The organism is Streptomyces sp. ID05-39B (assembly GCF_033794725.1).
GTDB lineage: Bacteria > Actinomycetota > Actinomycetes > Streptomycetales > Streptomycetaceae > Streptomyces > Streptomyces bobili.
On sequence record NZ_JARGEF010000067.1, the window covers coordinates 1 to 11,894 of the forward strand.

11 protein-coding genes are annotated in these 11,894 nt (G+C 71.3%); 4 read left to right on the plus strand and 7 right to left on the minus strand.

Translation table 11 applies throughout. The features are described from left to right. Nucleotides 1-88: 88 nt before the first annotated feature. Nucleotides 89-970, minus strand: a complete 882-nt coding sequence (locus P1P75_RS16955) for an SIS domain-containing protein (RefSeq protein WP_319256068.1) — start codon at nucleotides 968-970, stop codon at nucleotides 89-91. Nucleotides 971-1,050: 80 nt separating this feature from the next. Between P1P75_RS16955 and P1P75_RS16960 the strand changes: the two genes are divergently transcribed. Next, nucleotides 1,051-1,830, plus strand: a complete 780-nt coding sequence (locus tag P1P75_RS16960) for a DeoR/GlpR family DNA-binding transcription regulator (RefSeq protein ID WP_319256071.1) — start codon at nucleotides 1,051-1,053, stop codon at nucleotides 1,828-1,830. 185 nt (nucleotides 1,831-2,015) lie between these two features. Next, nucleotides 2,016-3,488: an FAD-binding protein gene (locus tag P1P75_RS16965; RefSeq protein WP_319256073.1), complete on the plus strand. Its 1,473-nt coding sequence runs from the start codon at nucleotides 2,016-2,018 to the stop codon at nucleotides 3,486-3,488. Nucleotides 3,489-3,654: 166 nt separating this feature from the next. Here P1P75_RS16965 and P1P75_RS16970 read toward each other — a convergent pair whose 3' ends face one another. The 5 genes from P1P75_RS16970 to P1P75_RS16990 all read right to left on the minus strand — a co-directional run bounded on the left by P1P75_RS16970 (nucleotide 3,655) and on the right by P1P75_RS16990 (nucleotide 10,204). Beyond that, complete coding sequence (locus P1P75_RS16970) at nucleotides 3,655-4,482, minus strand: carbohydrate ABC transporter permease (protein ID WP_319256075.1); 828 nt, start codon at nucleotides 4,480-4,482, stop codon at nucleotides 3,655-3,657. A 19-nt stretch (nucleotides 4,483-4,501) separates the two neighbouring features. Continuing rightward, complete coding sequence (locus tag P1P75_RS16975) at nucleotides 4,502-5,356, minus strand: sugar ABC transporter permease (protein WP_319256077.1); 855 nt, start codon at nucleotides 5,354-5,356, stop codon at nucleotides 4,502-4,504. 62 nt (nucleotides 5,357-5,418) lie between these two features. Further along, on the minus strand, nucleotides 5,419-6,663 hold the full coding sequence (locus P1P75_RS16980) for a sugar ABC transporter substrate-binding protein (RefSeq protein ID WP_319256079.1): 1,245 nt from the start codon (nucleotides 6,661-6,663) through the stop codon (nucleotides 5,419-5,421). 44 nt (nucleotides 6,664-6,707) lie between these two features. Further along, nucleotides 6,708-7,643 (minus strand): substrate-binding domain-containing protein, encoded by a 936-nt coding sequence (locus tag P1P75_RS16985; protein WP_319256081.1) that lies wholly within the window; start codon nucleotides 7,641-7,643, stop codon nucleotides 6,708-6,710. Between the two features lie 2 nt (nucleotides 7,644-7,645). Beyond that, entirely contained in the window at nucleotides 7,646-10,204 is a 2,559-nt protein-coding gene (locus P1P75_RS16990; RefSeq protein WP_319256083.1) for a SpoIIE family protein phosphatase, read from the minus strand. A gap of 232 nt (nucleotides 10,205-10,436) precedes the next feature. Between P1P75_RS16990 and P1P75_RS16995 the strand changes: the two genes are divergently transcribed. Continuing rightward, nucleotides 10,437-10,601, plus strand: coding sequence for a hypothetical protein (locus P1P75_RS16995; protein WP_319256085.1), 165 nt, complete (start codon nucleotides 10,437-10,439; stop codon nucleotides 10,599-10,601). A 52-nt stretch (nucleotides 10,602-10,653) separates the two neighbouring features. Continuing rightward, nucleotides 10,654-11,400 carry a maleylpyruvate isomerase family mycothiol-dependent enzyme gene (locus P1P75_RS17000; RefSeq protein ID WP_319256087.1) on the plus strand — a complete coding sequence of 249 codons (747 nt, stop codon included), beginning with the start codon at nucleotides 10,654-10,656 and terminating at the stop codon, nucleotides 11,398-11,400. A 19-nt stretch (nucleotides 11,401-11,419) separates the two neighbouring features. Here the strand turns inward: P1P75_RS17000 and P1P75_RS17005 are convergent, their stop codons facing one another. Continuing rightward, a complete protein-coding gene (locus tag P1P75_RS17005; protein ID WP_319256089.1) occupies nucleotides 11,420-11,827 on the minus strand; it encodes a MarR family transcriptional regulator in 408 nt (135 codons plus the stop codon). Nucleotides 11,828-11,894 lie beyond the last annotated feature (67 nt).

Genomic DNA, 11,894 nt, shown 5'->3' on the forward strand with positions numbered 1-11,894 from the left:
CTCCTCGTCCGGGGGCGGGGCAAGGGGTTCGGGGAGCATCGGGCGAAGGTGTGGCCGGGCCCGGTGGCGTCAGGGCAACAGGTGCGGTTCAGGGCGCGAGGATCACCGACCGGGTGAGGTGGCGCGGCCGGTCCGGGTCGAGGCCGCGGGCCTGGGCCAGCTCCACGGCGAGGCGTTGGGCACGCACGAGTTCGGCGAGGGGGTCGAGGGTGCCCTGGACCCACAACGCGCCGGTGGCGCGGACCTGTTCGGCCAGACCGTCCGGAGCCTCGCCGAACATCCAGGTCGCCGTGCCTTCGGTGGACACACTGATCGGGCCGTGGCGGTACTCCATCGCGGGGTACGCCTCGCTCCAGGCGAGGGCCGCCTCACGCATCTTCAGGGCAGCCTCGTCGGCCAGCCCGGCCGTCCAGCCGCGGCCCAGGAACGTGAACTGGCCGCATTCCACCAGCCCTTCGGGCAGCGGTTCGGCGAGGGCGGTGCGGGCGTCGGTGACGACGGCGTCGCTGTGCCGGCCGAGGTGGGCGCGGAGCAGGGTGAGCGCGGTCGTGGCGAACCGGGTCTGCACGACCGAGCGTTCGTCCGCGTGGCCGAGGACCACGGCGTGGTCGGCCACGGTCATGACGGGCGTCCCGGGGTCCGCGGTGATCACGGTCGTGCGGGTGCGTCCACGCAGGCGGGTGAGGAGGTCGACGACCTCGGTGGTGGTGCCGGAGCGGGTGAGGGCGACGACCCGGTCGTAGCCCCGGTGGTACGGGAACTCGGAGGCGGCGTGGGCGTCGGACTCCCCTTGACCCACGCCTTCGCGCAGGGCGGCGGCGGACCGGGCCATGAACAAGGAGGTGCCGCATCCGACGAACGCGACGCGTTCACCCGCGCTCGGCAACTCACTGCGGAAGCGGGCGACTTCGCTTGCTGCGCGGGTCCAGCACTCGGGCTGGCCGGTCAGCTCGTCCTCGACGTGGGTCATGTCCCACCCTCCCGACGGTGATGTTTCCTGCAAGATAGAGCCACCTTTCGAACAACTTCAAGCATATGAACGGAGTCTCCATGTCCCGCGACACCCGGTGGAAGACACTGCTGGACCTGCTCGTGGAGCGCGGCCGGCTGGACGTCGAGGAGACGGCGGCGGAGCTGGGGGTGTCGGCGGCCACGATCCGCCGGGACCTCGATCAGCTCGCCGAGCAACAACTGCTGGTGCGTACGCGAGGTGGCGCGGTCGTGCACGGGGTGTCGTACGAACTGCCGTTGCGGTACAAGACCGCGCGCCGGGCCTCGGAGAAGCAGCGCATCGCGCGGGCGGTCGCGGAACTGGTGGCGCCCGGCGAGGCGGTGGGGCTGACCGGCGGCACGACGACCACGGAGGTGGCCCGCGCCCTCGCCGTGCGCGGTGATCTGACCGCCGGTTCCCCGGCGTTGACCGTGGTCACCAACGCGCTGAACATCGCCGCCGAGCTGGCGGTACGGCCCCAGTTCAAGATCGTGGTCACCGGTGGGGTGGCGCGGGCGCAGTCCTACGAGCTGGTGGGGCCGCTCGCGGACGGCGTACTGGGACAGATCACGCTGGACGTGGCGGTGCTGGGCGTCGTCGCCTTCGACGCGACGCACGGCGCCGCCGCCCATGACGAGGCCGAGGCGGCGGTCAACCGGCTGCTGTGCGAGCGCGCCGTACGGGTGGTCGTGGCGGCCGACTCCGGCAAGCTGGGCCGCCGCGCGTTCGCCCGGATCTGCGCGGCCGAAGCGGTGGACACGCTGGTCACGGACTCGGCGGCCGACGCACGGACGGTACGGCGGTTCGAGGAGGCCGGGATCCGGGTGCTCGCGGTGTGACCTCCGGTCCGCCCGGTACGACCGCGTCCGAGGGGCGCGGAGGAACACCCGGACGGGGTGCGGGGGAACGCACCCGATCACCGGCGAAACACCGTACCTGACGGTCCGAACTGCCCTACCCTGTCGGAGATTTCAAGATCTGACGATTTTGAAGGTTCCGTGAAGATGGAGAGGTGGAAGTGCGCATGCCCCGCACACCGTCAAGACGTACCGTTCTGCGCGGACTCACGGTCACCGGAGCGGCCGTGATCGGCTTCGACCCGGCCGCACGTGCCTGGGCCACGGACGCCGCGGAGACCGGCGCGCGACTGGCCGGCATCCCGCGCCTGGACGGCACGCTCGTCAGGGACGACGCAACGCTCAGCGCCGCCTCGGACGACTACGGACACATCGTGCACCACCGCCCCGCGGCCGTCCTGAAGCCGGGCTCGGTCCGCGACGTCGTCGCCATGGTCCGGTTCTGCAACCAGACTTGCGTGCCGGTCGCGCCGCGCGGCCAGGGGCACGCCCCGTTCGGCCAGGCCCAGGTGCCGGGCGGCCTGGTCATCGAGACCACGCCCCTCGCGGCCATCGGTCCCGTCGGACCGGACAGCACCACCGTCACCGTCGGCGCGGGAGCCCGGTGGAGCGAGGTGGCCAAAGCCACCCTCGCCCACGGCCTCACCCCGCCCGTCTTCACCGACTACATCGAACTCTCCGTCGGCGGCACCCTGTCCGTGGGCGGCCTCGGTGGCCAGACCCACCGGCACGGCGCCCAGGTCGACAACGTCACCGAACTGCGGGTCGTCACCGGGGCGGGCGAGCTGGTCCGCTGCTCCCCGACCCGTCGCGCCGACCTCTTCCACGCCGTCCTGGCCGGCCTCGGCCAGTGCGGGATCATCGTCGAGGCCACCCTGCGCCTGGTCCCCGCGCCCGCGACCGTACGCCATTACCACCTGACCTACGACGACCTGGCGACCTTCCTCGACGACCAGCGCCTCCTCGTCCGGGACGGCCGCTTCGACTACGTCGAGGGCCAGGTCACCGCGGACGCCGCCGGCGCCTTCCGCGTCTACACGCTGGAGGCCGTTGCCTACGGCCCGCCGGCCGGCCGCGCCCCGGACGACGCGACGCTGCTGCGCGGCCTGCGCCACACGCCCTCCGGCGTGCGGTACGAGGACCGGTCCTACTTCGACTTCCTCGACCGGCTGGCCCCCCTCGTCGCCATGCTGAAGGAGGCCGGTTTCTGGACGTACGCGCACCCGTGGCTGAACCTCATGCTCCCCGGCACGTCCGCCGCCGGCGTGAGCGCACCGCTCCTGGACGCGCTCACCCCGGCCGACCTGGGCCCCGGCGTCATCCTTTTCTACCCCCTGCTGCGCGAGCGCCTCACCACCCCGCTGCTGCGCACCTCGGACGAGCCGGTGTCGTACCTCTTCGACATCCTGGGCGCGACACCGCCCGGCGACACCGCTGCCGTCGACGGCCGCCTGGCCGCCAACCGTTCCGCCTACGAGGCCGCCGCCGCGGCCGGCGGCACCCAGTACCCCGTCGGCAGCATTCCCTTCACCCGAGCGGACTGGCGGACCCACTTCGGCCCGGCCTGGCCGGCACTGAAGGCGGCCAGGCAGACGTACGACCCGCAGGGGATCCTCGTCCCGGGCCAGCACATGTTCTGAAACCGTTTCCGCGCGGGCCGGTGAAGCGGTCGGCAGGGTGGGCCGGTCAACGGCCGAACTGCCGCGCCGCACCGCACCGGCCAGTACGGGCCACGGTTCGGCGGCGCGCGGCGGTCCGCGCGCCGACCGAGTCGAGCAGCAGGCCGCCCGGCAGCGGGCCGATCGTTCAGCCCCTCACGCTGCCCACGGTGAGCCCGCCGACGATGAAGCGCTGGAAGACGGCGAACACGCAGACCACCGGGATACTGATGAGGGTTGCGGTGGCCATCAGGGCACCCCACGACGTGCCGTGCCGGCCGACGAAGGAGTTGAGCAGGACCGTGACGGGCTGGACGTCCGGCCCTTGGGCGAGCGTGAGGCCGAACAGGAACTCGCCCCAGCCGATCAGGAAGGACAGCCCTGCCGTCGCGACCACTCCGGGCACGATGAGCGGAAGGACGACGCGCAGCAGCACGCCCGGCAGTCCGCAGCCGTCGACCAGGGCCGCCTCCTCCAGCTCCGGCGAGACGCTGCGCATGACCGGACGCAGCACGATCACCGTGAAGGGGAGCGTGAGCGTCGTATCGGCCGCGATCAGACCCAGGTAGGTGTCGGCGAGCCCCGCCCTGCGTTCGAGGATGAACAGCGGTGCCGCCAGCACGATCGCGGGCGGGAGCTGGGCGACGAGGAGGGCGAGCACCATCGTGCCCGAGCCACGCATCCGGACCCGGGCCAGCGCGTAGGCGAGCGGGACGCCCAGCAGCAGCGTGAGCGCCACCACTCCGCCGGAGATGACCAGGCTGTTGAGCAGGGCCCTGGTCAGCCCCCCGTAGTCCAGCGCCGTCGAGTAGTTCTCGCCGGTGACCGGAGTGGGCACCCATCGCGGCGTCGGGGCCAGAATCCTGTCCGGCAGGGTGAGACTGGTCTTCACCATCCAGTACACCGGCAGCAGGAAGGCCGCCGTGATCACGGTGGCGATCGCGGTGAGCAGCCAGGGGTGGCGTGGCGGTTTCACGGAGCGCCCCCTGCCGAAGTCATACGGCACCTCCCACGGGCGCCGCTTCCTCGCGCCGCAACCGTCGTACGTAGAACACGCCCGCGAGCAGGGGTACGACGAGCAGCAGCAGGCCGGCGGCGGTGCCCTGGCCGAAGCGGAAGAACGTGAAGAAGACCTCGTAGACGTAGAGGGAGAGCACACGGGTGGAGTCGACGGGACCGCCGCCCGTCATCACGAAGATCATGTCGAAGACCTTGAACGTGTAGACGAGGCCGAGAAGGAGGACGGTCACCGAGACCGGCCGCATCAGCGGGAGGGTGATGTGGCGCAAGCGCTGCCAGGCGTTCGCGCCGTCGATGGCGGCGGCCTCGTGCAGCTGGGGGTCGATGGTGTGCAGTCCGACCAGGAGCAGCAGCATGTCGAAGGGCACACCGACCCAGACGTTGGCGAAGATCACCCCCGCCAGTGAGGTGGACGGGTCGGTGAGCCAGTCGTGGGACAGTCCGCCCAGGCCAACCCCCCTGAGCAGGGCGTTGTAGGCGCCGGACTCCGCGTCCAGCAGCCAGCGGAAGAGGGTGCCGGTGACGACCGGCGGAAGCAGCCAGGCGACGAGCAGGAGCGACCGCAGCAGGCCGTTGAACGGGAACGGGCGGGCGAAGAACAGGGCCAGGGCGAAGCCGATGACGAACTGGAGCAGCAGCGAGCCCAGAGTGAAGATCAGCGAGAGCCGCACGGAGTGCCAGAAGGCAGGGTCGTCGACCACGGCCCGGTAGTTCTCCAGGCCGTTGAACCGCTCGGTGCCACCCAGCAGTTGGCCGAGATCGACGTCGTGGACGGACGTCCACACGTTGTAGAGGAGCGGGTAGGCCAGGAAGAAGGCGAGGAAGGCCATTCCTGGAAGGCAGAACGCATAGCCCTCGCGTCGGCGGCGTGCACCCGGCGAACGGCTTTTCGTCACCGGTTGCCCAGCGCTTTGTCGATCTTGACGGCTGCGGTCTTCGCCGCCGCGGACGGGGATGCGGACCCGGTGAGCACGGCCTGTTCCGCCTCCGCGACGGCCTGCGAGGCCTCGGCGTAGTGCGCGCCGTACTGACGCGGGCGGGCGAGGGGCAGTTGGCTGAGGAAGAGCCGCAGAGCCGGGTCGGACGCCCAGGCGCCCTCGTCGGCCAGGTCCTTGCGGGCGGGGAGTTCTCCGAACGCCACCAGGTAGGGGACCAGCACCGGCGGGCGCTGCGTGTACTCCAGGACCTCCCACGCCTTGTCCACGTGCTCGCTGTTCGCCATCAGCACCCAGTTCTCGCCGCCCAGACAGGTGGCGGCTTCCTTGTCGCGGGGCAGCGCCACGACGTTCCACTCGAAGTCCGCCTGCTGCAACGTGGGGATCTGCCAGGGACCGTTGATCTGCATCGCGGCGCGCTGGTTGAGGAACCGTGTGTTGACGTCCTGCTGGGTCCAGCCCACGCACTGTTCGGACAGGGAACCCTTGGCGATCAGGTCGTCGAGGAAGGACAACGCCGTGGCGCCGTAGGTACCGAAGGTGTCCAGGTCACCGCCTGCCTGCCACAGGAACGGCAGGAACTGGAAGACGCCCTCCTCCGTCCTGATCGCGCTCAGTGCGAGGCCGTAACGGTCCCCGCTGGTCAGCCGCTGGGCGGCGGAGGCCAGCTCGTCCCAGGTGGTGGGGGGTTCCACTCCTGCGGACTTGAGCATGCCGGTGTTGCAGTAGAGGGCGAGGCAGTTGCTGTTGTTGGGGATGCCGAGCGTCTTGCCACCGACCTGGCAGCCACGCCAGGGGCCTTCGTAGTACTGGTCGGCCTGGCCCCATCTCTCGGCTCTGTCGGTGAGGTCTGCCAGCAGGTCGCTGCCGCCCAGGGTGTTCATGGCGACGTTGTCGACGATGGCGATGTCCGGGAGGTCGCCGGAGATCGCGCCCAGGGTGATCTGCCGTTCGAGCTCCGCGAACGGGAAGGACCGCCGCTCGATCTTCACGTCCGGCACTCCGGCCTCGATGTCCCTGATGAGACGCGTCATTCCGGGCTGGAAGTTGTCCAGGGTGAAGTAGTCCCACCAGGTGAGGGTGGCCGTGCCCGCGTCGGAGGAACCGCAGGAGGTCAGGGCGCCGCCGAGACCGAGGGTGGCAGCGGTTGCTGCCGCGCCGGAGGCACGGAGGAAGCCACGGCGGTCGATGGGGTACGACATGTGCTGCTCCCAGGGGTCGTGATGAGGGTGCAGTAACCGACGTATCAGAAATCAACGTCGAAATCGGGGAATTCCGGCTCGGGTTCCGAACCAGGCACCGGTCGGCAGCGGCCGGTACTCGCCCTGAGGGTGATCAGGGGTTTCAGCAGGACGTGCCGGGGCGGGGAGTCGGGTTTGCGCAGCCTCTGCATCATCAGGTCGACGGCGGCCCGGCTCATCTCCTTGGCGGGGATCTCCGCGGCGGTGAGCGGAGGATTCACCTGTTCGGCCCAGGGCCCGGCCGACACCCCGACGACCGAGAAGTCGCGCGGCACGCTGCGGCCGTTCCGGGTGAGCCCTCGGTAGACGCCCTCCAGGGCCGCCTCGTTCTGGGTGACCAGAGACGTGGTCGCCGGGTCGTCCCGCAGGATCCTTTCCACGACCTCCTCCCCCGAGGTGAGGTCGTCGCCGCAGAGGTAGGCGCGCGGGGTGAGCAGCAGCCTCTTCATCGCCTCGGTGTAACCGTCGTCACCGAGCCGGGCGAACCCGTATCCGCTGCTGAAGAGCTGCTCCGAGCGGTTGACGAAGGCGATTCTGGTGTGGCCCAGGTCGGCCAGGTGCTGGACACAGCCGCCGGCCAGTGCGGCGAAGTCCAGGTCGACCCAGCCGGCCGCGTCGGTCCTGTGGTTGCGGCCGATGGCGACGAAGGGGAAGCCCTCCTCGGCCAGCCGCTCGACACGGTCGTCCTCGCGGCGGATCTCCATGACGATCACGCCGTCCACCCGACGGTCGCCGACCATGCGCAGGAACGAGGGGTCGTCGTGTGTGTCGCCGGGCGAGAGCAGCAGGTCGTAGCCGTGCGTGGTGGCGGCTTCGGCGACTCCGCCGACGAAGGCGAGTTGCATGGTGGTGTACTCGCGGCCCCGGCCGGCCGGCGGGTAGAGGAGCCCGAGTGTGCGCGTCCCGCCGCCGGAGCCCTCGCGTCTGGTGCGCTCTGCCATGGTCAGCCGGCCGGGAGGGCTTGTTCGGCCCAGATCGTCTTGCCCACGGCGGTCTGGCGGGTGCCCCAGCCCTGGGTGAGCTGGGCGACCATGTGCAGCCCGCGTCCGCCCTCGTCGTAGGTGCGGGCCCGGCGCAGGTGCGGGGCCGTGTTGCTGGCGTCGGACACCTCGCAGATGAGAGTCCGGTCCCGGATCAGCCTCAGGTCGATCGGTACGGCGCCGTAGCGGATGGCGTTGGTGACCAGCTCGCTCACCACCAGCTCGGTGACGAACGCGGCGTCCTCGAGCCCCCAGGCCGCGAGCTGGCGGGCGGCCTGGGCGCGCGCGTCGGCCACGATCGCGGGGTCGGACGGCAGGTACCAGGCGGCGACCTGGTCTGCGTGCAGGGCCCGGGTGCGGGCGAGAAGGAGGGCCACGTCGTCGGCGGGGCTGTCGGGCAGCAGGGCCTTGAGTACGGCGTCACAGGTGGCCTCCAGCGAGGAGACCGGGCCGGTCAGGGCCTCGCAGAGCCGGTCGAGCCCCAGGCCGATGTCGCGGTCACGCGTCTCGACCAGGCCGTCGGTGCAGAAGGCCAGCAGACTGCCCTCGGGCAGCTCCAGCTCGGTGGACTCGAACGGCAGCCCGCCGACCCCGAGCAGCGGACCGGGGCTGAGGCGGACCACGCTGGCCGTGCCGTCGGGGAGCAGTACGACGGGCGGGACGTGGCCGGCGCTGGCGAGGGTGCAGATGCGGGAGACCGGGTCGTAGACGGCGTACAGGCAGGTCGCGCCGATCTCGCCGATGTCGTCCCGGCTACGGCTGTCCGCGGTGTCGTCGTGCGACGTGAGATGGATGACCAGGTCGTCCAGGTGGGTGAGGAGTTCGTCCGGGGGCAGGTCCACGTCGGCGAGGGTGCGCACCGCTGTGCGCAGGCGCCCCATGGCCGCGGAGGCATGGATGCCATGCCCGACCACGTCGCCGACGACCAGGGCGACGCGCGTTCCGGACAGGGGTACGACGTCGAACCAGTCTCCGCCGACCCCTGCCCCCGTTCCGGCCGGCAGATAGCGGTACGCCACCTCGACGGCCGCCTGTCTGGGAAGGTCGCTGGGCAGCAGACTGCGCTGGAGCGTGAGGGCGTTGGTACGTTCGCGTGTGTAGCGGCGCGCGTTGTCCACGCCGACGGCCGCCCGGCCGGCGAGTTCCTCGGCGAGGAGCAGGTCGTCCTGTTCGAAGGGCGGGGAGCCTTCGGTCCGGGCGAAGACGGCGACCCCGAGGGTGATGCCCCGGGCGCGCAGCGCGGTGGCCATGACGGAGTGGAATCCGTACTCCTGCACGCGGGCGGTGCGCATTTCGTGACCGGCGATCCAGCGGGCGAAGTCGGGATCGTCCGAGCCGCTGAGCACCGGTTGCCCGCTGGTCAGACAGCGGGCGGGGGGCGAGAACGGCGGGTAGGCGTCGACCCCGCCGAGGTCGATGGCCGCCTCGGGCACACTCTCGCCTTCGGTGGCGGACTGGTGTGCGACCCTGCGGAGCAGCACGGTCGCGTCGAGTGGTCCGGGTACCGGCTCCTCTCCACGCGACACGGAGTCGAGCAGGTCCACGCTGACGAAGTCGGCGAGCCGCGGGACGGCGAGATCGGCGAGCTCCTTGGCGGTGCGGATCACGTCCAGGGTGGTGCCGATCGAAGTGCCCGCTTCTTGCAGCAGAGCCAGCCGCTGACGGGCCGAGTGCTGGTCGCTGCTGTCGAATGCGGCGGTGCCCACGCCGACGACCTCGCCGGTGTCGCCATCCCGGACCGGCCACAGCTCTACGACCCAGGCGCGCTGACGGGCGGAGGTGCGGGCGGGCCCGGAACCGGTGGTGAGGGCGCAGGACGCCGGCTCCGGGGCGAAGCCCTCATAACGCATCGGGGCAGCCTCTTCGGCGACACGACGGACGCAGCGGAGAAAGCCTTCGTCGGCGGAGGCGGAGGCGGGAGCGGGGGCGAGGGCGGGGACGGCCTCGTGCCGATCGGTCCCGGCTCCGGCTCCGGCTCCGGCTCCGGCTCCGGCTCCGGCTCCGGCTCCGGCTCCGGCTCCGGGAGGATGGTCCCCTCCGGCCTCGGCGGCCTGATCGCAGCCTTCCGCTGCCGCGTTCACATGCCACAGCCCCGACGCCGTGTTGTGGGCGGAGAGCGGGATCGAGGCCTGCGCGAACGCCTGCTCCACCAAGCTCCGATCGTGCGCCGACTCGGCGGGACCGGTGGTGACGGTCACGACGAACCCCTGGGACGTGCCGTCCCCGCCCAGCGACGGATGGGCGTGCAGGGCCACTTCCACGCGATGCCCGTCCCGGTGCCGCAGTGCCGCCGCACCGCTCCATTCCCGGGAGCCGACGAAGGACAGCCCGGCCAGCTCGGGGGCCTCCCGGTCGAGCAGCAGATCGGCCGCGGCGCGCCCTACGACCTCCGGGGCGCGGTGACCCAGCAACCGCCGGGCGCCCTCGCTCCATCCTGTGACGGTGCCGTCCAGACCGACGGTGGCTGTCGCGGCATCGGCTGACCACCCGCAGGGACCGCTTCCTTGATCGTAAGTGGCCATTCTTGCCCTGTTCACGAGGTGAGCTTCCTCACAGACCCAGCGTGCGCGCCGCAAACGAATCGGACAAGTCAGATCGAAGGACCCCGCACACCCGCCGACGGCAGTCCCGCATCGCTCCGTCTCACAGCCGCACCCCGACAGACGCAGCCGGAGCCGCGCCGCACGCACCGACGCACGTGCCCCAGTCACACCGCTGCCGCGAGCGGCGAAGCACGTGTGCACGCGTCAGCCGATGACTGCATGCCGCAGGCCTCTGTGCGCGGTGATGCGCCGGCTCGATGAATGCGCGACGGCCCGGGTCGAGGTGTACCGCGACACGCGTGACGACCGGCCGGACGGCTCGCTGGAGAAGGCCGGCCGGCTGTCCCACGGAAGGCTGGAGTTGCGACCGGCGTGAAACCGGCCCGACCCTTCCCCTCGACCGCACTCCGTCGGGCACACTCACCCGCATGGAAACCGTCGAGTTCATCCGCATCCTCGATCATCAGGGCCGCTCCCTCGCCACCGCGGCGGGCGAGGCGGGGCCCGGGACCGAGGTCCCGACCTGCCCGGACTGGCGGGTCCGGGATCTGCTGCGGCACACGGGCATGGTGCACCGGTGGGCGACGTCGTTCGTCGCCGAGGGGCGTACCGTGCCGCACTCCGGGGACGGCCTCCCGGATCTCGACGGCGGCGAGCTGCTGGACTGGTTCCGTACGGGCCACCGGCGGCTGGTCGACGTGCTCGCCTCCGCACCCGCGGACGTGGAGTGCTGGCACTTCCTGCCCGCCCCCTCGCCGTTGGCGTTCTGGGCGAGGCGGCAGGCGCACGAGACGGCCGTCCACCGCGTGGACGCGGAGTCGGCGCGCGGGGTGGCGCCCGAGGAGATCGCCGCCGCGCTTCCCCGCGACTTCGCGGCTGACGGCATCGACGAGTTGCTGTGCGGCTTCCACGCCCGCGCGAAGAGCAAGGTGCGCACCGAGAAGCCCCGCGTGCTGCGGGTGCGGGCGACGGACGCGGACGACGCGGTGTGGACCGTACGTCTGTCCGCGGGGCCTCCGGTGACGGTGCGCGGTGGCGAGGGGGACGCGGACTGTGAGGTGTCCGGCCCCTCGGCGCCGCTCTATCTGTCGCTGTGGAACCGGTTGCCGTATCCGGCCGTCAGCGGGGACGCCTCGCTGGCGCGACTGTGGCAGGAGAAGTCCGCCGTGAACTGAAGCCGACGCTGACGCGCGGTCAGTCCGAGTCCGTCAGCATGCGTGAGAGCACCGAGCGTTGCACGGGGAGCACCTCGCCGTGCAGCGCGCGTCCCCTTTCGGTGAGCGCCACGCGGACTCCCCGGCGGTCCTGCGAACACATCGCGCGCCCGACCAGACCGTCCTTCTCCAGGCGGGCGATCAGCCGTGACAGTGCGCTCTGGCTCAGGTGGACCCGCTCGGCGATCTCCTGGACGCGGAAGTCGCAGGCGCCGGCCGGCGCGGTTTCGGAGAGGACGTCGAGCACCTGGAAGTCACTGGCGCACAGGCCGTGTCCGTGCAGTGCGCGGTCGAGTTCGCACTGGGTGCGGGCGTGCAGGGCGAGCATCTCCCGCCACTGTTCCACGAGCGCCCGTTCGACCGCTTGTTCGACCTTGTCCGCCGCCATGGCGGCACCGTAGCAGAGAAACCAATTTATTGCATCGGAATTAAATGTCGTTGCATTGAATGCGTAC

Coding starts and splice junctions, on each gene's coding strand:
- P1P75_RS16985 (WP_319256081.1), bottom strand. CDS start 7,643: ATGGCAGAGCGCACCAGACGCGAGGGCTCCGGCGGCGGGACGCGCACA.
- P1P75_RS16960 (WP_319256071.1), top strand. CDS start 1,051: ATGTCCCGCGACACCCGGTGGAAGACACTGCTGGACCTGCTCGTGGAG.
- P1P75_RS16995 (WP_319256085.1), top strand. CDS start 10,437: ATGACTGCATGCCGCAGGCCTCTGTGCGCGGTGATGCGCCGGCTCGAT.
- P1P75_RS16980 (WP_319256079.1), bottom strand. CDS start 6,663: ATGTCGTACCCCATCGACCGCCGTGGCTTCCTCCGTGCCTCCGGCGCG.
- P1P75_RS16990 (WP_319256083.1), bottom strand. CDS start 10,204: ATGGCCACTTACGATCAAGGAAGCGGTCCCTGCGGGTGGTCAGCCGAT.
- P1P75_RS16965 (WP_319256073.1), top strand. CDS start 2,016: ATGCCCCGCACACCGTCAAGACGTACCGTTCTGCGCGGACTCACGGTC.
- P1P75_RS17000 (WP_319256087.1), top strand. CDS start 10,654: ATGGAAACCGTCGAGTTCATCCGCATCCTCGATCATCAGGGCCGCTCC.
- P1P75_RS16955 (WP_319256068.1), bottom strand. CDS start 970: ATGACCCACGTCGAGGACGAGCTGACCGGCCAGCCCGAGTGCTGGACC.
- P1P75_RS16975 (WP_319256077.1), bottom strand. CDS start 5,356: ATGGCCTTCCTCGCCTTCTTCCTGGCCTACCCGCTCCTCTACAACGTG.
- P1P75_RS17005 (WP_319256089.1), bottom strand. CDS start 11,827: ATGGCGGCGGACAAGGTCGAACAAGCGGTCGAACGGGCGCTCGTGGAA.